Annotated in this window: 17 protein-coding genes; 9 read left to right on the top strand and 8 right to left on the bottom strand. The window is 63.4% G+C overall.

From position 1 onward, the window contains the following. Positions 1-71 precede the first annotated feature (71 nt). The 7 genes from A8V01_RS25025 (at position 72) to A8V01_RS25050 (ending at position 6202) form a co-directional block, all read left to right on the top strand. Positions 72-2297 carry a TonB-dependent siderophore receptor gene (locus A8V01_RS25025; RefSeq protein WP_103098970.1) on the top strand — a complete coding sequence of 742 codons (2226 nt, stop codon included), beginning with the start codon at positions 72-74 and terminating at the stop codon, positions 2295-2297. Then, the gene (locus tag A8V01_RS25030) at positions 2291-2569 is read left to right on the top strand and encodes a hypothetical protein (RefSeq protein WP_170066061.1); all 279 of its coding nucleotides are present in this window, start codon (positions 2291-2293) and stop codon (positions 2567-2569) included. The genes A8V01_RS25025 and A8V01_RS25030 overlap by 7 nt, the downstream gene beginning before the upstream one ends. Further along, the gene (locus A8V01_RS25035; protein ID WP_103098972.1) at positions 2566-2862 is read left to right on the top strand and encodes a hypothetical protein; all 297 of its coding nucleotides are present in this window, start codon (positions 2566-2568) and stop codon (positions 2860-2862) included. Before A8V01_RS25030 ends, A8V01_RS25035 begins: the two co-directional genes overlap by 4 nt. Further along, on the top strand, positions 2859-4454 hold the full coding sequence (locus A8V01_RS25040; protein WP_103098973.1) for a PepSY-associated TM helix domain-containing protein: 1596 nt from the start codon (positions 2859-2861) through the stop codon (positions 4452-4454). The genes A8V01_RS25035 and A8V01_RS25040 overlap by 4 nt, the downstream gene beginning before the upstream one ends. A gap of 44 nt (positions 4455-4498) precedes the next feature. After that, positions 4499-4822, top strand: coding sequence for a hypothetical protein (locus A8V01_RS25045; RefSeq protein ID WP_146037385.1), 324 nt, complete (start codon positions 4499-4501; stop codon positions 4820-4822). 306 nt (positions 4823-5128) lie between these two features. Beyond that, entirely contained in the window at positions 5129-5284 is a 156-nt protein-coding gene (locus tag A8V01_RS28825; RefSeq protein ID WP_170066062.1) for a hypothetical protein, read from the top strand. Between the two features lie 66 nt (positions 5285-5350). Then, on the top strand, positions 5351-6202 hold the full coding sequence (locus A8V01_RS25050) for a siderophore-interacting protein (protein ID WP_103098975.1): 852 nt from the start codon (positions 5351-5353) through the stop codon (positions 6200-6202). An 18-nt stretch (positions 6203-6220) separates the two neighbouring features. On the opposite strand, the gene A8V01_RS25055 is transcribed toward A8V01_RS25050, so the two are convergent. The 7 genes from A8V01_RS25055 to A8V01_RS25085 all read right to left on the bottom strand — a co-directional run bounded on the left by A8V01_RS25055 (position 6221) and on the right by A8V01_RS25085 (position 13486). Beyond that, positions 6221-7252, bottom strand: a complete 1032-nt coding sequence (locus A8V01_RS25055) for a c-type cytochrome (protein WP_103098976.1) — start codon at positions 7250-7252, stop codon at positions 6221-6223. Further along, on the bottom strand, positions 7249-7839 hold the full coding sequence (locus A8V01_RS25060) for a cytochrome c oxidase assembly protein (RefSeq protein ID WP_103098977.1): 591 nt from the start codon (positions 7837-7839) through the stop codon (positions 7249-7251). The genes A8V01_RS25055 and A8V01_RS25060 overlap by 4 nt, the downstream gene beginning before the upstream one ends. After that, positions 7836-8213 (bottom strand): hypothetical protein, encoded by a 378-nt coding sequence (locus tag A8V01_RS25065; RefSeq protein ID WP_103098978.1) that lies wholly within the window; start codon positions 8211-8213, stop codon positions 7836-7838. Before A8V01_RS25065 ends, A8V01_RS25060 begins: the two co-directional genes overlap by 4 nt. Continuing rightward, positions 8213-10735, bottom strand: a complete 2523-nt coding sequence (gene ctaD, locus A8V01_RS25070) for a cytochrome c oxidase subunit I (RefSeq protein ID WP_103098979.1) — start codon at positions 10733-10735, stop codon at positions 8213-8215. Before ctaD ends, A8V01_RS25065 begins: the two co-directional genes overlap by 1 nt. Then, positions 10732-11682: a cytochrome c oxidase subunit II gene (gene coxB / locus A8V01_RS25075; RefSeq protein WP_103099049.1), complete on the bottom strand. Its 951-nt coding sequence runs from the start codon at positions 11680-11682 to the stop codon at positions 10732-10734. Before coxB ends, ctaD begins: the two co-directional genes overlap by 4 nt. Positions 11683-11765: 83 nt before the next feature. Next, positions 11766-13070 carry a PQQ-dependent sugar dehydrogenase gene (locus A8V01_RS25080; protein WP_103098980.1) on the bottom strand — a complete coding sequence of 435 codons (1305 nt, stop codon included), beginning with the start codon at positions 13068-13070 and terminating at the stop codon, positions 11766-11768. After that, positions 13067-13486 (bottom strand): DUF2231 domain-containing protein, encoded by a 420-nt coding sequence (locus A8V01_RS25085; RefSeq protein WP_103099050.1) that lies wholly within the window; start codon positions 13484-13486, stop codon positions 13067-13069. Before A8V01_RS25085 ends, A8V01_RS25080 begins: the two co-directional genes overlap by 4 nt. A gap of 390 nt (positions 13487-13876) precedes the next feature. Between A8V01_RS25085 and A8V01_RS25090 the strand changes: the two genes are divergently transcribed. Both A8V01_RS25090 and A8V01_RS28830 read left to right on the top strand, forming a co-directional pair. After that, the gene (locus tag A8V01_RS25090) at positions 13877-15979 is read left to right on the top strand and encodes a TonB-dependent siderophore receptor (RefSeq protein ID WP_170066063.1); all 2103 of its coding nucleotides are present in this window, start codon (positions 13877-13879) and stop codon (positions 15977-15979) included. 211 nt (positions 15980-16190) lie between these two features. Further along, positions 16191-16352, top strand: a complete 162-nt coding sequence (locus A8V01_RS28830; protein WP_170066064.1) for a hypothetical protein — start codon at positions 16191-16193, stop codon at positions 16350-16352. 273 nt (positions 16353-16625) lie between these two features. On the opposite strand, the gene rpoD is transcribed toward A8V01_RS28830, so the two are convergent. Then, positions 16626-18659, bottom strand: a complete 2034-nt coding sequence (gene rpoD, locus A8V01_RS25095; protein ID WP_103098982.1) for an RNA polymerase sigma factor RpoD — start codon at positions 18657-18659, stop codon at positions 16626-16628. Positions 18660-18846: the final 187 nt, after the last annotated feature.

An 18846-nucleotide genomic window follows, 5' to 3' on the forward strand; every position in this document is an offset into this window, starting at 1 on the left:
TTTCCGCCGGGCGCAGTGGACTGCGCGTGCGGCCCGATCCTTGCCCGATATACGGCACGAACAGGGAATTCATGACCAGAATCTGCTTGCTCTCCGCGACCTTGCTCGCGGGGACGTCCGGTATTGCCCACGCTCAGGCGGCTGATGATGTCGAGGCATCCAGCCGGGTCATCGTGGTTACCGCGACGGGCCAGTCATCGGCCACGTCGACGACCAAGACCAGCACTCCGATCATCGAATCGCCGCAGTCGATCTCGGTCGTCAGCCGTGAGGAAATGGACCTGCGGGCCTCGCCCACGATCTCGGACGCGCTAGCCTATACGGCAGGCGTTCAGGCTGCGCCTTCGGGTCTCGACAGCCGCGTGGACGAAGTGACGGTGCGCGGGTTCGCGGCGGGCGGCTTCTCTTCGAACAACAACTTCGTCGACGGCATCCGCCTGCCCACCGGCGGGCAGTGGACGCGCACCTCGTTCGACACCTTCGCGATCCAGCAGGTCGAAGTGCTCAAGGGGCCTTCGGGAACGCTCTATGGTCAGAGCGCGCCGGGCGGAATGGTCAACATCGTCACCAAGCGACCCACCGAGCAGTTCCACGCCGAAATGATGCTGCAGGCGGTCGGCATTACCGATCTTGGCAAGTGGAACACGCAAGGCTCTGTGGATGTCGGCGGACCGGTAACATCGGCGCTTTCGGCGCGGGTGGTCGGTCTGGCGCGCTACGGCGATACGCAGGTCGATAACGTGCGGAACAGCCGCTACTACATTTCGCCAAGCCTGACCTGGCGGCCGGACGACCGGACCACCTGGACCCTCCTTGGCCAGTACCAGCGCGACGAGGGCGGCGCGACTTTCCAGTATCTTCCTGCCGCCGGCGCCCTGCGCAAAAGCAACGGGCAGTACATCAAGCTGGGCGACAACCTTGGCGAGCCCGACTGGAACACCTACGATCGCAACCAGTACCTTGCGGCCAGCTTCTTCGAGCACAAGTTCGGCGATGCGATCACGGTGCGCAACAACACGCGCTACACCCACCTCGACAGCCTGTACAAAGTGGTGGTGCTAACGGGGAATACCTATGGCACGGAAACCGGCCTGACCCCTTGCTCCAGCTCGATCACCGGCTGCATCAACGGGGCCACGATCGGCCGCCGTGCCGTGCAGGGCAACGGCAAGAGCGACGGCATTTCCACCGATACCCAGGTCGAGGTGCACTTCGCCACAGGACCGGTCAAGCACGTGGTGCTGGGCGGCTTCGACTACTTCCACACCAAGTGGGAGCATTACCGTTACTACACCGCCACGCTGCCGCTGCTCGACATCTTCGACCCGCAGCCGCGCGGCGCCTCGACGATCGCTGCCAGCCTTGTACCACAGACCTTCGTGCAGACGGTCAGCACGCAGGCGGGCCTCTACCTGCAGGACCAGATCAGCCTCGATCGCCTGCGGGTGACGATCAGCGGGCGGCAGGACTGGTACAAGGATGACCAGTACAATCCGCGCACGGCAACCGGCTTCGTGTCGAAAAGCGATGCCTTTACCTGGCGCGCGGGCGCGGTCTACTTGTTCGATAACGGGCTTGCGCCGTACTTTAGCTATGCCGAGAGCTTCCAGCCGCAAGTCAGCGATCCCGCGACGAACCTGACGGGTGCGGTGTTCAAGCCCACCACCGGACAGCAGTTCGAAGGAGGGCTGCGCTATCAGCATAAGGGCATCTACCTGACACTGGGCGCCTATCAGATCACCCAGCAGAACATTACCACCTCTTCCAGCACCGAGGAGCTCGCCGCCTATCCGGGCCATTCCTGCGACGATGCCAACTGCCTGGTGCAGACCGGCGAAGTGCGAATCCGCGGCATCGAGTTCGAGGCCAAGGCCTCGCTTCCGTGGAACATGGCCGTGGTCGGCAGCGTGACCCGCAGCGACAGCGAGATTACCCAGACCAACACTGCGGCGCAGCTGGGCAAGAAGCTGGCGGCGGTGCCGGACTGGATGGCCTCGGTCTTCGTCAGCCAGAAGCTGGAGAATGGCCTGAGCTTCGGCGGCGGCGCGCGCTATACCGGCAAGAGCTTCGGCGATAACACCAATGCCGCCAATCTCGCGATCCCGGACTACACGCTGTTCGACCTCTTCGCGCGCTATGATCTGGGCAAGCTGAGCCCGACACTCGATGGGGCATCGTTTTCGCTCAATGCGCGCAATGTGGCCAACAAGCGCTACGTCGCCACCTGCATCGCCTTGTCCGCCTGCTATTACGGCGAAGGGCGTACACTGACGGCTCGGCTGCAGTTCCGGTGGTGATGGTTCCCGTGGCGGGCGGCGCGTGTGTAATGCTTGCCGCCATCGCGCTCTACCTTGCCGCGCCGCACCAGCGTTGGGGCGCCTTGCCCGCGGAGCCCGCTGCTCTCGGGTGGGGCGGGGCGGCAATGCTGGTCATCGGCCTTGTCCTGCTGCTGAGCTGGGCGGGGCCGGCGACCACGCTGTTTATCGCGGCCACGCTGCTCATGACGACCTGGTCGATCGTGCCGGTCGCCATCGCTTGGGCCCGGCGTGAGCGGGGAGGTTCCCGATGACCCGCCCCCTTTCGAGCCGCGACTGGGCCGGCAAGACCGGGGCGGGGCTGGTGCTGGGCTTCACCTTCGCGCTGGCGCTTTCGGGGCTGTTCCGGCTCGGGACCGGCTACGGCGATGCCTATTTCTCCGCGCAGGGACAGTTGGGCATGTGGATCATGGCACTGATCTGGCCGTTGATCCTGGGCTTCGTCTTTCTCTTTCGCACATCCTTGCGCGCCTGGTTGTGGCTGGCGCTCGCCAATTTCGTGACCTGGGTGCCGCTGGTGGCCTTGGGGGGACTGCACGCATCATGAAACTGCCCACCGACCTTGTCCGCATGTACAAGGAAATCCACGGTTGGGTCGGCATAATCGCCGGCCTTGCGCTGTTCATCGCCTTCTATGCGGGCGCTCTGACGATGTTTGAGGAGCCGTTGCAACGCTGGGCCTCGCCACCATCGGCTCTTGCTCCGCCTCCGTCGCTGAAGCGCACGCCCGAACTCGTCGCCAAAGTGAAGGCGGCCTATCCGGACGCCGCACGCGGTTACGAGGTCAACCTCGTTATCGACGCCGCGCATCCGGGCCGCGTCAGCTGGCGCGCGCCGGGCGGCAAGCGCGGCGAGCATGGCGGCGGCGCGACGTACTTCGCCTCGCTCGCGCCCGATGGCTCGCTGCAGGTGGAGACGCAGCAGCGCTCGCAGGTCGCCAACTTCATCGATGTATTGCACCAGCAGGTCGGCCTGCCGTTCCCGCACTGGCTGGCGATGCCGATCATGGGTGGCCTCTCTCTCCTCTATGTGGTCGCGATGATCTCGGGCATCGCGGTGCTGATGCCAAGCCTGGTGAGTGATCTGTTCGCCCTGCGCATCGGCCGCAACGTCAAGCGCATGTGGCTCGACCTGCACAACCTGCTGGGCCTGATGAGCCTGCCGTTCCACATCATCATCGCGCTCACCGCGGTGGTTTTCGCCTTTCACGACGAGTTCTACGGGGCGCAGCGCCTTGCGTTCTCGGACGCGGCGAGCCGGGCTCGGCCGATGATGCGCGCGGAAGCATCCATAGAAGGGACGCCCACGATCACGCCCCTGCAGATCGTCCAGCGGCTTAGGCAACAGGCCCCCGGTTTCACGCCGCACCAGATCGTCTACGGACAGGGGGGCGGCATCCTGCCTGCACTGCGAGTCCAGGGCAGCGATCCGCGTTATGGCCAGCGGGGGCCGACCTACGGCATCGCGGGGCTCGATCCGAACACCGCCGAAATCGTCGATCGCAACTTCATGCCGGGTATGCAGAACGGCTGGGCGGCCACTACCACCGGGTTGTTCACGCTGCATTTCGGAAGCTTCGGCGGCTATCCGATCCGATGGGCCTATTTCCTGATGGGACTGGCCGGCGCCTTCCTGTTCTACACGGGTAACCTGCTGTGGGTGGAAAGCCGCCGCAAGCGTGAGCGCAAGTCTGGTGCGCCTCAACAGACCCGCGCCACGCGGGTTCTGGGCGCGCTGACCGCAGGAGTTCCGCTTGGCTGCGTGGCAGGAATTGCGGTGACGCTGGCCGCGGCGAAACTGCTTGGCCCCGCTGCCACATATGGCGTGCACAGCGCCCTCTATTACGCCGTCTTTGTGGTCTTCACCGTCTGGGCGCTTGCACGTGGAGCGGCCAAGGCGGGATCGGAACTCTGCGTCTTTGGCGCCATCGCCATGCTTTGTATCCCTGCAGCAAGCATCTTGGGCGGCAAGAGCCTTTACGATCATTCGGAACTGGTGCTGGTGGATATAACGGCGGTGCTGATGGCAATCGCATTGCTTGCAATGGCATCCGCAGCACGATCCCGTGCCCGGACCGGGTCTCGCGATAGTGTTTGGTCGTCCTTGTCGGCCGAACCTGCACCCCGGTTCGTGCCTTGACGAAAACCCGCTCCCTGAGCCGACGCCCGCACGTGGAACGGCAGGTGCTTGCCATTCTACGAGGGCATGAGGGGGCAGCCGGCGGCCGCGGCGTAGCGGACGACTTTGCTCGTCTGCGCGATCTGGCACGGGCGGGCGGGTACCCCGTCCTGCCGGTTGGCACCCCATACGTCGGCGCCAGTGAACTGATGCTGCTGTCGTGGCTCGCCGTCGCGCAGCGGGTCGTCGCTCCCGGATGCCAGGCGCCATCGCAGGATGACCTTGCATCGGTGATATCGACGTGCGCCGAAAGGCTGAGTGCCAAGGGTCTGCGGCTCTATCCGCTCACGTTATACGCGCACCGGCTGCGCGAATTCGCCAAAACCTGAGGATTGCGAGTTTATATTCGCGAATGAAAAAGAAACTGCTTGCATATGAGAATGTGTCGCAATAGCATTTGAATCGTAGCTTGTCTCTCTCGTCAAGCCACAAGCCCGCAAGGAACGCTTGTCATGGGGCGTTCCTTCATCCTGTGACCCTTGGTCGGGGCGGCTCCTTGCCTTGCTCGTCCCGACCACCTTTTCCGCCCCCGTGTCGTGTCACGTTCGGCCGTTAAGAAAGGCGCAGGCCCGCAGATCGCTTCGAACGAGGCATAGCGGCTGACGCGGAGCGTCATGGAAAGGAGATCGTCTGTGATGTTCGATCAGATCGACGTCGCCTATTATCGCCGCCTTGCCCGGGAAGAGCGCGACAAGGCGACCAGAGCTGTCGGAAGGCTGGCCGAACGCTGCAGGCAACGTGCCTTGCACTACGAAGCCAAAGCCTGTGCACTCGCGGCGCCCCCATCCTGAGCGCATGCCGCGATCCGCGCCTGCGTTGCCTCCATGTCCCGTCTATCTTTGTCCGAGGATCATCGAATGACCGAATCCACGACCGCCCCAGTCAGTCCCGCATCCCGCCCGTCCAGCGCGCTGCGGGGTGAGGACCATGACAAGGGCCTGCATGATGTCCTTGCTGTGGTGGAAACAATTGAGCGTCCCGGCTTCTCGGTCCAGCGCATCGGAGTGCGGCTCCAGGGCTCGACGCAAGACCCGAACTGGTGCGTGCCCAATGTTGCCTTTCGCTTGCATTTTCGTCACGAAGGAGAGGAAATTTCACGGATTTATACGGTACGTGACAGCGACGGAGCGGGGCGTTTTCGCTTCGACGTGGTGCTGCACGAGGGCACGAGCCCGATGATGCAGTGGGTCGCGGGCGTGAAGGTTGGCGACAGTTTCGCCCTGACGGGGCCGCGTCCGCATATGAGCCTGCCCGAGACAGGGGGGCGCAAGATGGCGCTGTTTCTTGATGAGACTGCGATCCCGGCGCTATATTCTCTGCTGCAGCGCTGGCCCGATGGGGTGACCGGCGAAGGCTGGGTGGTTACGCGTGATCCGGTTGCGTTTGCCGAACTGCCCAGAATCGATGGGCTGCACCTGGCTCATCTCTATCCTGTCGAGGGAGAGGATATGCTCTTGCGCTACGCCAGGGAACTGCCGGATGCCCCGGACCGGGTGGTCTGGGCCGCTGGTGAGCGCCGCGAAATGCGCGCGATCCGCCAGCACTTCACGACGCTTGGTGTTTCCAAAAAGGACGTGGCGATCACCGGCTATTGGGGCCGCGGTCTAAGCAATACGCAGATCGATGAGCGGCGTAAGGCCGATTACGAAGCCGTGTTGGCCCGTGGCGGGACTCTGTCTGATTACGACGACCTCGCTGTCGAAGTCTGACGGCGGTTCCTACCGGCCTTATGGTGTTGCGCGCGACAGCGCTTTGGCGAGCTGGTCGATGTCTTCGGCCGGGATGCGCCGGGCGATCACCGCCATCGGTTGCCGGGGCTTGTGCACATCGATTACGGTGTCGTCTCCGCGCCATTGGCGCAGGCGTTCGGCGAGGTATTCCGGTCTTTGCCCGGCGATGCGGGGGGGCGGCTTTCCTTCGGCGTGGCAGCTTGCGCAGGCGGGAAGTTGCGCCTCGGGCAGCCCTTGCGCCGCGATGGGGTGCAGAGGGACGATGGAGGTGCGCGGAAGTCCTTCAAGCCCTGCATAGTATGCGGACAACGTGCGGATAGCGCGGTCGTCGAGCCCGGCGGAAGCGGCCTGCATTGCCGCGCTGCCTCGCTTTCCTGCGCGGTACTGGCGCAAGGCTTGCGCGATGTAGGCGGTATCCTGTCCGGCGATGACGGGGATGTCGGGCTGACCCCTGCCCATTCCGTCCGCACCGTGGCAGCCAGTACAACCGGCGGCGGCGGACGGCGCGGCGGCTGTCAGGGCCTGCTCCGTGAAGTCGCGGTACTGCTGCGTAGTCATCGTCGGCAGGCGACGCACGAAGCCGACCATGCGGCGCACTTCGTCGTCGCGGCCCGAGGCAGGCCATGCGGGCATGCCGGTGTACTTGACCCCGTGGCGGATGATCCAGAACAGTTCGCGGTCGGTGTAGTGGCCTGCCGTCTTCGCAAGATCCGGCGCGGGTGGGGTTGCCGCCTGCATGACCGGGGATGGCGGTTCGCCCGGCGCGCCGTGGCAGACCTGACATGCCTGTCGGAAGTGGCCGGCCGCGCTGACGAGGCCGCTGTCGTCGCGCACCGACTTCGGCGTTTGCACCGCGCTGTAAGTGCGGGCGGAGTTCTGCATGGTCCAGTGGAGGAACCAGTCGGTGATCTTCCAGTGGCCGGAGGACGCGGCAATCGGCACCAGCCCTGCCGCAGCGACACCAAGACCCAGCGCTACAAGCGCACAGAGGACGAGCACGACGCGCCCGATCGTGATCTTTACCATCATGCCGAAGCGCTCCTTTCTCCGCGCAGCAAGGCGCCAAGCAGGGCAAGGCCGCCGACCATGTAACTGATCCCGCCGACCACCAGCATGACCACGCCGCCAAGCTGTTGGTCCGCCAGCGGGTCGAGCTCGCCGGAGTGGTGCATCCCATGATAGAGCGGGCGAGGCGCCAGGCCGATCAGCACGCCAAGTAGGGTCATGTGCATCGAGGTTAGCAGCAGCGCACCGATGCCGCTGACCCGTGCGGGGCTGTGGAGAGCTGCGCTCCACAGCAGGAAACCGGCGGCAAGGAAGCTCAGGTGTTCAAGCGCTGCCAATACCGACGATGCATCAGCAGCGGCGCGCAGGGTGGGGAGGTGCCAGCCCCAGACAGTCAGGAGGTCCAGCAGCATCATCTTCATTGGCGTTATGACGCGGGGCCAGCGCTGCGCCGGATCTGCGTGGTTCCCGGTCGTCGCAAGCGCCAGCAGCGGTGCTGCCACGGCCACCGCGATCATGTGGCCGGCCATGTGCCCGGTCATGCCGTGGTCCGACAGCGCCCAGCCCACCGGCATCAGAACAAGGCAGGATATCAGCGCCATACGCCTCATCGGCAGTCTCCGATGAACACGACAGGCAGTGCGCTGAACAGCACCGACACGAAACTGAGGCCCGCCAGCAGCAGGGTCGATTTCGCCAGAAAGCGCAGCCGGTCGACCTCGGTGCCCTGCTCGTGTGGAGGCGGGTCGCCAACGGTGCGTTGCTGCTTCCAGGCGACCCAGCCGGACAGCACGATCAGCCCGAGCGCGATCACGGTGCCGACCGTGAACAGCATCGGGAACTTCGCGAAGCGCCCGTCCTTGGCGCAGGAAATCGCCGCCCACAGGTAGCTGAACAGGAAGTGTCCGGCCCAGACCGTGGGCGGTACAATCAGCGTCCAGAGCGTGACCTTGAGCCTTTCGTGCCACTTGCGCCGCTCACCCATCATGCGAACTCCGGGAACAGACCGATGGTAAGGTAGGTCACCGCCACCGTCAGCGCGAGGAAGTGCATGTAGACCGTGACGTTGCGGATGTCGGCGTCGTGCTGCGGCGTCATCTTGCCTGCCAGGCTGCGGGCGAGCACGTAGGCGAGCATGATCGCTGCAACCCCGCAGTGCGCCGTGGTCCAGATCGCCAACGTCCAGACGATCGCGGGGTAGCTGTGCGCCTGCGGGTCCATACCCGAGAGCCATGGTCCGGCAAGACCTGCGTAGATACCGGCAAGGCTGGCCGCGATGCCCAGCAGCACCAGCACGCGGGCAAGACCGATCTTGCCGCGCGCGTGTATTTTTCGCGCCCCGACTGTTGCCAACCAGCTTGCCAAGCCGACTGCCAACGCCGCCATCGGCCAGAGGACACCCGGCCCATCTGCCATCGCCATCGGCGGAAAATCCGCGTGCCGGGTCCAGAAGAAGTAGTATCCGAACACCAGCCCCGAAAATGCCGTCGCATCGGCCATCATCGTGATGAACATCGCCCACCACCCCGGCGCTGCATCACCCGAGATATAGAGCGGCAGTTCGATGCCGTGGCCGATCGGCTTGCAGGGCTTTTCAGGAATCTCCGCAGTCCCGGTCCATAGCCATGCTAGCACCAGCGCCAGTGTCAGCATGCCCGAGACGAGCGCGGCCCAGTAGAAGTGGTAGGTCGTCAGGATGAACACCCCGCCCAGCGCCACCGCCGTCAGTATCGGCAGCCAGCTCGGCCCGCCAAGGCGGATGACGGAAACCGGCCGCGCGTCCAGAACCGAGGTCACGATCGTTTCGCGCCGGCCCTCCTCAGCATCGGGCAGGAAATAGCGGCCTTCGTCCACCTTGCGCACGAAATCCTCCTGATCCCAGATCGGATAGCGGCTCTCGATCAGCGGGATAGATCGGATGCCCCAGTCCTCGTCATCGGGATGGGCGAGCCACTCCAGCGTGCCCGCAGCCCACGGATTGCGCGGGGCCTTCTGTCGCCACGGCGAGCGGCACAGGTCCAGCACGATCACCGCCACGCCCGCCGCGATCACGAACGAACCGATAGTGGATGCCAGGTTGAGCCCGCCAAGGCCAAGCTCCTCCGGGTAGGTGAAGACGCGGCGCGGCATCCCCTCCAGCCCCGACAGGTGCATCGGAAAGAAGCACAGGTTCGCGCCCACGAAGATCAGCCAGAACGCCGTGCGCCCCAGCCTGTCGGACAGCTTTTTGCCCGTAATCAGCGGCCAGTAGTAATAGAGCCCGGCGAACAGTGGCATCAGCGTACCGCCGATCAGCACGTAATGCAGGTGCGCGACGACGAAGTAGGTATCGTGCGCCTGCCAGTCGAACGGGGCCACGGCCACCATCACACCCGTCAGGCCGCCGATGACGAAGATCGCAAGGCTGCCCGTCGCGTAGAGCAGCGGCGTCGACCAGACCACGCGGCCCGCCCAGAGCGTCACGATGAACACGAAGATCTGCACCGCCGTGGGTATCGCGACCGCCTCCGACGCGGCGGAGAAGAACGCGAGGCTGATCTTGGGCAGCCCGGTCGCGAACATGTGGTGGACCCAGAGGCCAAAGGACAGGAACGCGGTGCCCACCGCCGCCAGCACGATCCATGGATAGCCCAGCAGGTGCCGCCGCGCGAAGGTGGGCACCAGCATCGCGAACAAGGCGATGGAGGGCAGGAAAACGATGTAGACTTCCGGGTGACCGAAGATCCAGAACAGGTGCTGCCACAGCAGTGGATCGCCGCCGCGCTGCGCATCGAAGAACGGCCAATCGAGCAGGCGCTCCATCTCGAACAGCACGTCACCCGCGATCAGCGGCGGGAAGGCGAACAGGATCATCACCGCGACGACGAGGATGTACCAGGCGTAGAGCGGCATCAGGTTGAGCCGCATTCCCGGCGGACGGCACTTGAGCACGCCGACGATCAGTTCCACCGCAGCGGCGACCGAGGACACCTCGATGAAGGACAGCCCCAGCATCCAGATGTCGGCACCAAGGCCGGAGAGGTCCGTGCGCGTGGTCAGCGGCGGGTACATGAACCACCCGCCATCGGGCGCGGCATCGAAGAAGATCGAGCCGGAAACGAAGACCCCGCCGATCAGGAACGACCAGTACCCGAAGGCGGAAAGACGCGGGAACGGCAAGTCGCGCGCGCCCAGCAGCTGCGGCAGCAGGATGATCGAGACGGCCTCGAACATCGGCACGGCGAAGAGGAACATCATCACCGAGCCGTGCAGCGTGAACAGCTGGTTGAATGTCCCCGCATCGACGAGATCGTTGTCCGGAACCGCCAGCTGCATGCGCATGATGAGCGCGAGCACGCCTGCGAACAGCATGAAGCCGAAGGCGGTCAGCACGTACCACACGCCGACGCGGTTGTTGTTGGTGTCGGTCCAGCGCAGGAACAACCCCTTGGGCGGCTCCCACACTTTTCGGAGCCGCGCTTCCTGCGCTTCGCGCAGTGCAACGTCGTCCTGATCGTAGAGGCTCATCGTCCGTGCTCCTTCAGCCAGCGGGCGATGGCCAGCGCGTCCGCTTCGGGCATCGCGGCGTAGGCTGGCATGCGGGCTCCGGGCTTGGACTTGTGGGGATCGCGGATGAAGGCGGCGGTGTTCGCCACGGTCGGAGGAAGGATGCCTGCGCCCAGCGTGCGGCGCTCGCCGAAGCGGGTGAGGTCGGGGCCGATGCCCTCGCCGCCGTTCAGGGAGTGACATGCATTGCAGCCACTGGCCTCGAACAGCGCGGCGCCGCGTCCCTCCGTGCGCATCGGCGGTTCGCGGCTGGCGGCGAGCCATGCATCGAAGGCGGCGGGCTCCATGGCGATCACGTCGAACGCCATCAGCGCGTGGCTGAGGCCGCAGAACTCCGCGCAGATGCCGCGATAGGTGCCCGCCTTGTCGGCCTTTACGACGAGGCGGTTGGTGCGTCCCGGGATCATGTCCATCTTGCCTGCGAGGCCGGGTATCCAGAAGCTGTGGATCACGTCGGTCGCGGTTAGTTCGAACACCACGGTGCGACCCACCGGGATGCGCACCTCGTTGGCGGAGATCAGGGGCGGCTGGCCTTGCGGCTTGTAGCGCACGCGCCACCAGAACTGCTCGCCCTCGACATGCACGCGCAAGTTCTGCACGGCGTCAGGCAGCGGGCGCATCGCGGGCAGGGCCCAGACCAGCAGCGCCGTCAGCACCACCGTCGGCACGATCGCGCCGAGCCAGAGCACCATGCGCATGCCGCCCGCGTGATCGAGTCGCCCCTCCGGCGCGCGCACCGCGAGGACAAAGACCAGCGCTACCCCCAGCGCGATAACGACAGCGCCGATCACCAGCACCGTGGTCATCGTCAGCGTCGAGCGCGCCTCCAGCCCGAACGGCGCCAACGCGGACTGATGGCTGTTGCAGCCCGCTAGCAGCAGCGCGCCAACGATGATCGATTTACGCAAGCATTCTTCCCCTGTGTTGCGCAAGGCAACGCATGGGGCGGCCGGGGGTTCGATCCAGTCGCGTTACAAAGGGTTTCTGCTATTCAGCGCGCGGCGGAGGGCGTGATGCGCCATACCGTGTTGGACAAGTCGTCGGCGACGATCAGCGCGCGGCGGACCGGATCGTACGTCACGCCGACCGGACGGCCCCGTGCCTTTCCATCGGGGCCGATGAAACCGGTCACGAAATCACGCGGCTTGCCGGAAGGGCGGCCGTTGGTGAAGGGAATCCACACGACCTTGTATCCGGCCAACTGGCGACGGTTCCAGCTCCCGTGCTCACCCACAAAGGCGCCGTCAGCGTAATTGCCTCCGAAGCCGCCTCCGGTCAGGAATGTCAGCCCGAGCGCGGCGACATGCGAGCCGAGCGCATAATCGGGGGCGATGGCCTTGCGCACCATCTCCGGCTTCTGCGGACGGACGCGCGGGTCTACGTGATCGCCGTAATAGCTGTAGGGCCAACCATAGAACGCGCCCGGCCGCACGGAAGTCAGGTAATCCGGCACAAGATCGGCGCCCAGTTCGTCACGCTCGTTGACGACGGCCCAGAGCGCCTGTGTCGCGGGATTGATCGCCAGCGCTGTGGGATTGCGGATGCCCGAGGCGTAAGTACGGTGCGTGCCGTTCTCGCGGTCGATTTCCCAGACGACGGCGCGTTCTTCCTCCAGAGCCATGCCGCGTTCGCCAACGTTGCTGTTGGAGCCGATGCCGACATAAAGGCGGGTGCCGTCGGCGCTGGCGGTGAGCGACTTGGTCCAGTGGTGGTTGGGATTGGCGGGCAGTTTCGTCACCACGTCGCCGGGACCGTCGATGTGAGTCGCGCCATCGCGATAGGGGAAGCGCAGAAGCGCGTCCTGATTGGCGACATAGAGGTCGCCATCGACCAGCGCCAGGCCGTAAGGTGCATTAAGGCCGTTGATCAGCACGGTCTGCAATTCGTATCTGCCGTCACCGTCGCGATCGCGCAGAAGAGTTACGCGGTTGCCGCCCTTGCTGCCGCTCTTGCCAAGGCTCTTGATATAGCCGGCGATCACGTCCTTGGGGCGCAGCTTGGGAGCGCTGCCGCCGAGGCCCTCGGAAACCAGCACGTCGCCGTTAGGCAGAACCAGGGTCTGGCGGGGGACTTTGAGGCCCGTCGCGATCGGGGTGATCGTAAAGCCCTGCGGGACACTGGGCATGGCGCCGTTCCAGCCCGTGGGGCGCGCGATCTTCATCGGCGGGAGCAGCGTTTCCTTCTGTCCCGGAAGTTGGGGGCGGGCTCCGGTCTGGTCGAGATTGGGCGCCTTGTCGCAGGCGGAGAGGGCCAGCGGGACGGCTAGCGTCAGCACGGCATGTCGAAGTGTGGTCATGCGTGCGCCTCCTTCGGCACCGAATAGCCGATCCAGCCCGCAGCCAGAGCCAGCACGGTGGAGATCACGGATAGGGCAAGACCGGTTGTCCCGACCGAACTCCAGCCGTCATGGCTGTGCTGGAATGCGTTGATAAGGCCGACAACGAACAGGGCACCCAGAATTATCGCAAGCCCGCGGCTTCCCGTGTACCGCATTACCGCCCGCACGAGCGCCCATGCCAGCGACAGTCCGGTGAAGACCAGTGCTCCTGCGATCAGCCAGGCTGCGAAATTCGACCACTGCATCTCGGAACTGTTGAGATAGGTTGCGTCCGCCGCCAACGCTCCGGGAAACAATGCCACCGGGAATGCGAGCAGGATTCCGTGAAGAGGATGCAACGCCGTGGGAGCGTTGCGTGAAAAGGCTGCGGGCAAGTCGGGTTCCTTCAATGCCTCGGGTCAGGATACAATCTGCAAATGCGCCGGGTAGCGATGAGTTGCCGACAAAGCCCTGCAGCCCGATATCGCAGGTGAACACCGCTCGGTCTGCGCTTCCCTTTCATCGAAGTAGTCAAGCGCGACAAACTGGCGTGTAATCCGCACCGGTCTCGTCCGGTCCTGGCAGTTAGCTCTCCTGTGGTGTTTCGGCAGCCATATGGCGTTGCAATATGTCACTAAAGCCGCTTGTTCACCGTAAGGCGCTGATTATTATACTTTTGGGCGATGACAATAATGCGATTGATTCGCATAAGCGATATCACTATTGCAATGCAGCATTTTGCAAGGGGGCGCGTCATTCGTAAGTTTGTAGTTCTGAAGTCACTGGTGCTGGCTGCTCCGATCCTCTCCACCCCGGCTTGGGCGGAAGGAGAGGAGAATGACGCTATCGTCGTTAACGGGCGCTCCGAAAGCCTCTACGGGATCACGAATGCCAGCACCGGCATGAAGATCGACGTACCGGTGCTTAAAACACCGCAGTCGGTCACGGCGATTTCCAATCAGGTAATTCTGGAGCAATCGGCTGAGACGCTGACCGACGTTCTGCGCAATGTCAGCGGTATCACAGAGGCGAATTCCTTCGGCAACACTGGCGACAATTTCATCATTCGCGGGTTTGAAAGCGGGCAAGGCTCAGTGCTGCGCGACGGCTACCTGAGTGTTCAGGTTCGCGCGCTCAATGCCTCTACCGAGCGGGTGGAAGTGCTTAAGGGGCCAGCCTCACTGCTCTATGGGCGGTTCGAGCCGGGTGGCCTTGTTAACGTTGTCACAAAAAAGCCGCTGGACACCTTCCACTATACCGTCAGCGGCAATTTCAGCACGCGCGGCCAGAACCGCCAGATGGCAGACGTTACCGGTCCGCTGGGCGGCGGTTTTGCCTTCCGCCTGATCGGCGAGCGTGAAGACAGCGATTACTGGCGCAAGCACGGCCACGACATAGAGCGCACGTTTATAGCGCCCAGCCTGTCGTGGAGCGGTGGCGCCCTCAGCATGCTGGCGACCTACGAATACACCGATAGCACCCAACCGTTCGATCGTGGCCGGGTCTATTACAACGGAAAGCGGCTTGATACCCCCGCCACCCGCTACTTTGGCGAAGCGTTCACCACGCTCAAGCAGAAGCTTCATTCAGGGAATGTGCTGCTGGCTTACGGCGTTGCCCCCGGCTGGCGGGTCGAAGCGAAGTACGCCATCCAGCGGACGTCCGGCTCGGACCTGCAGGTCCGTCCGCGCAGTCTGGTCGTCGGTCCCGATGGTCAGGCGACCGGCGAGCTGATCCGTAGTCTGGATGGCAACCGGGATCTGCACGACAACCGCGACTACTTCTCGCTGAACCTGCACGGTGACGCGCGGCTGTTGGGTGTGCGCCACAAGCTGCTGTTCGGCGCGGATTACGAAACGTTCGAGAGCCTGCGCGGCTTTCAGGTGGACTCGCCGCGCCGGGGCGGTTTCAATGTCTTCGATCCGGTCTATGGATTGTTGGATCAGAACTACGCCAATCTGACCGTCACGCCCAATTCGTCGACGGTGGACCGGTACAAGACGATCGGTCTGTATGTCCAGGATCTGGTGATGCTGGACGACGCCTGGACGCTGGTGTTTGGCGGGCGGTATGAGACGTTCAAGGACTTTACGCGCAGCGGCTCCAACATCAGTGATCGCTCGGAAACGGACACGTTTCTGCCGCGCCTTGGGATTGTCTATCAGCCCCAGCCCAATGTCTCGGTCTATGCCAGCTACTCTCGCGCATTCGCGCCCAATCCCTCGGTTCCGGCGGAGGGCAGCCAGCCCGCTTCCGGTCCATTCCCGCCGGAGCGCAGCCGAAGCTACGAGGCGGGTGTTAAGGCGCAGGTGTTCGCCGGCGTCACCACCACGCTGGCGGTCTACGACATCCGCAAGAACAACGTGCTGGAGACGGTCGATATCGGCGATGGCAACACGATCACTGAGGCCCGCGACAAAGTGACGTCACGCGGCGTGGAGTTTGATCTCGTTGGTGAAATTACGCGCCGATTGAGCGCCATAGTGTCCTATGCCTATACCGATGCCCGTGATCCGCAGAGCACCTTCAGCGACAGCGTCATCAACGTGGCGAAGCACACCGGTAGCATCGCGCTGTCCTATCGGCCCGGCGGAGTACTTGAAGGCCTGTCGTTGGGCGGGGGCGCTTATCATGTCGGACGACGCTATGGCGGCCTTTCGCAAGCGGCAGATGGCTCGACAACGGTGCCGTTCCATCTGGACAGCTATACGACGTTCGATCTCAACGCCGGCTATACGCTGCAAGTGGCAGGCGGTCACAGTGCCTATGCGCGCCTTACCGTGCGCAATCTCACCAATCGGAACTACGACCAGTCCGCTGGGAACGCCCTACGCGTCGTGCCGGGGCAGGCTCGTACTTTGTTCGCGACGATCGGCATGAGGATGTGAAGTCAACCTGACCGTGGGCTCAGTTCTTGGTCAGGGAGCTGCATCCACTTTCCTCAGGTCAATGTGGTGTCAGAACTCTCTTCTAGGCAGGCAGCCCCGAAGTCGGACGATCCAAGGCCCTCAGCCGCAAGCGTGCTGTTGCAGGTACGGTCAGTCCAATCTTTCATCCGGCGCTGCAAAAGGCTTTCGAAATGGCGTGTTCAGCAAGGAAATGCAGACGAAGTTGAGCGGCGCCTGCATGTCATGCGTGGTTCGCGTCGGCGAACCGGTGCTGGCGACCAGCGGTATCGAGCCGACGCTTGACTCGATCAACGACGTCCAAATGAAGAATATGCAGCAAGAGGCGGAGAAAAGCCTGAGGAACATCGCTTGACGTGCCGCCTCGCAGCCGGTCGATGGACCGGCTGACGAATTTGAGGAACCTGGTGCGGGGGCAGCTGTAGACTCCGCATAATTTCAACGCTGCCCGCACGAAACGAAAAATTTGGCCCTATCCGTCTCGGTGAGACAATCGGGCAAAAGCGGAGATGTTTTCCTATAGCCAATGCGGTTCGGACCCGATCTTCTCAATACAGAGCGCCTGCACCGCCGATATCGGGGATCGGTGCAGCCGTCCGCACTTGATCAGATGTTGAGCGAACTGCGTTTAATCGAGGAACGCTCTCATGATGCGTGAACGGCTTGGGTGTTTGAGCTTGCGCAGTGCCTTGGCCTCAATCTGACGGATACGTTCTCGGGTTACGGAGAACTGCTGCCCGACCTCTTCCAGAGTGTGGTCGGTCGGCATGCCGATGCCGAAGCGCATGCGCAGCACGCGCTCTTCACGCGGCGTCAGCGATGCCAGCGTGCGAGTGATCATTTCCTTCAGGTTGTTCTGAATCGCCGCGTCCACCGGGATCACGGCGTTCTCGTCCTGAATGAAGTTGCCGAGGCTGCTGTCTTCCTCATCGCCGATCGGCGTTTCGAGGCTGATCGGCTCCTTGGCGATCTTCAGGACCCTCTTCACCTTTTCGAGCGGCATCGAGAGTTTCTCGGCCATTTCCTCAGGCGTAGGCTCGCGGCCCTGATCGTGGAGGAACTGACGGCTGGTGCGCACCAGCTTGTTGATCGTCTCGATCATGTGAACCGGGATACGAATCGTGCGGGCCTGATCCGCGATCGAGCGGGTGATCGCCTGCCTGATCCACCAAGTCGCATACGTCGAGAACTTGTAGCCGCGGCGATACTGGAATTTGTCGACCGCCTTCATCAGGCCGATGTTGCCTTCCTGAATGAGATCCAGGAATTGCAGGCCACGGTTCGTGTACTTCTTGGCGATCGAGATCACCAGACGCAGGTTCGCCTCGACCATTTCCTTCTTGGCGATGCGCGCTTCGCGCTCCGCCTTCTGGACCATGTTGACGATGCGGCGGAATTCGGGAAGCGCCATGCCGGTGGCCGTGGCGATGTCCGAGACTTCGAGGCGGATGCGCTCGGCAGGGCCAGCCTCGTTTTCCGCGAAGGCAGCCCACTTCTTGTCCTTCCCGGCCACTTCGGCGACCCAGGTGTCGTCCAGTTCGCGGCCCGTGTAGGCTTCGAGGAAGTCGGCACGCTTCACCTTATGACGTTCGGCCAGACGCAGCATCTGGCCGCCCAGCGTCGTCAGGCGGCGGTTGAAGGAGTAAAGATTGTCGACCAGCTGTTCGATCTTGGTCGCATGGAACTGCACCGATTCCACTTGCGCGGTAAGATCCTCGCGCAGTTGAAGGTACTGGTCTTCCTTCGCGGCTGGGAAATCGATGCCCAGCGCCAGCGCTTCCAGGCGATCGCTCTGCAGGCGTTCGAAGGTGCGGAACAGTTCGGTGATAAGCGCGAACTTTTCCAGCGCCTCAGGCGTAAGTGCGGCTTCCATCTGGCTGAGGGAGAGGGTGTTGTCCTCCTCATCGTCCTCGACCCTGCGCTTGGGGATCGGGTTGCCGTCCTCGTCGACTTCCTCCGAGTTGTCCTCGCCGGAATCGTCATCGTCCTTGAAGGTAGGGCCGGCCGTGGCAGCGGAAATCTCGCCGTCGGCTTCACCGTCCTCGCCCAGATTCTCCGGCTGCGGCTCCTTGGAAAGCATCGCGTCGAGATCGAGAATCTCGCGAAGTTGCATGTCGCCGTTGTTGAGCGCTTCGGACCAGCCGATGATCGCGTGGAACGTCATTGGGCTTTCGCAGAGCCCCATGATCATCATGTCGCGGCCGGCTTCGATGCGCTTGGCGATGGCGGCCTCGCCCTCGCGGCTGAGCATCTCAGCGGCGCCCATTTCCTGCAGGTACATGCGGACCGGGTCGTCGGATCGCGCGGCCGTGTCGGCCTTGCGGGTCTCGCCGGGGCGGCGCCGGGAATTGCCTTCGTCGAAATCGGATTCCGAACCCGAATCATCATCGCGACCATCGATGGCCTCGGCGTCGCCTTCCTGCTCGCCGTCCTCGTCGTCATCATCGTCGTTTTCGATGATCTTGACGCCCATTTCCGAGATCGCGGCCATGATGTCCTCGATCTGGTCGGTGGTCATCTGGTCCTGCGGCAGAGCGGCATTCAACTCCTTGACCGTGATGACGCCCTGGCTTTTGGCGCGCGCGATGAAGCGCTGGACCGAACCTTTGTCCAGGTCGAGAAGGGGAGAGTCGTTGTCGCCGCTGCGATCGTCGTTGGTCATGCTATCCATTGTCGTCTTATTGGCCTGCCCATGATGATTACGCCAGGACAAGGCTAGGTTCCGAGGTCATCAGCCAGAAATGAAACGTCTAGGGTCTGTGTTTCAAGCACTGTGGGCGGGTATCGGTTCCGATCGGATCAGGTCCGCCCTGTTTTTGCGCATTTGAAGCACGAGATGAAACCATGGC

Source organism: Novosphingobium guangzhouense (genome assembly GCF_002896965.1).
GTDB classification, from domain to species: Bacteria; Pseudomonadota; Alphaproteobacteria; order Sphingomonadales; family Sphingomonadaceae; genus Novosphingobium; species Novosphingobium guangzhouense.

Bases quoted from the DNA above. Each gene is read 5' to 3' on its own strand.
- A8V01_RS25025 (WP_103098970.1), top strand. From the start codon at position 72: ATGACCAGAATCTGCTTGCTCTCCGCGACCTTGCTCGCGGGGACGTCC.
- A8V01_RS25035 (WP_103098972.1), top strand. From the start codon at position 2,566: ATGACCCGCCCCCTTTCGAGCCGCGACTGGGCCGGCAAGACCGGGGCG.
- A8V01_RS25040 (WP_103098973.1), top strand. From the start codon at position 2,859: ATGAAACTGCCCACCGACCTTGTCCGCATGTACAAGGAAATCCACGGT.
- A8V01_RS28825 (WP_170066062.1), top strand. From the start codon at position 5,129: ATGTTCGATCAGATCGACGTCGCCTATTATCGCCGCCTTGCCCGGGAA.
- A8V01_RS25050 (WP_103098975.1), top strand. From the start codon at position 5,351: ATGACCGAATCCACGACCGCCCCAGTCAGTCCCGCATCCCGCCCGTCC.
- A8V01_RS25055 (WP_103098976.1), bottom strand. From the start codon at position 7,252: ATGATGGTAAAGATCACGATCGGGCGCGTCGTGCTCGTCCTCTGTGCG.
- A8V01_RS25060 (WP_103098977.1), bottom strand. From the start codon at position 7,839: ATGAGGCGTATGGCGCTGATATCCTGCCTTGTTCTGATGCCGGTGGGC.
- A8V01_RS25065 (WP_103098978.1), bottom strand. From the start codon at position 8,213: ATGGGTGAGCGGCGCAAGTGGCACGAAAGGCTCAAGGTCACGCTCTGG.
- ctaD (WP_103098979.1), bottom strand. From the start codon at position 10,735: ATGAGCCTCTACGATCAGGACGACGTTGCACTGCGCGAAGCGCAGGAA.
- A8V01_RS25080 (WP_103098980.1), bottom strand. From the start codon at position 13,070: ATGACCACACTTCGACATGCCGTGCTGACGCTAGCCGTCCCGCTGGCC.
- A8V01_RS28830 (WP_170066064.1), top strand. From the start codon at position 16,191: ATGCAGACGAAGTTGAGCGGCGCCTGCATGTCATGCGTGGTTCGCGTC.
- rpoD (WP_103098982.1), bottom strand. From the start codon at position 18,659: ATGACCAACGACGATCGCAGCGGCGACAACGACTCTCCCCTTCTCGAC.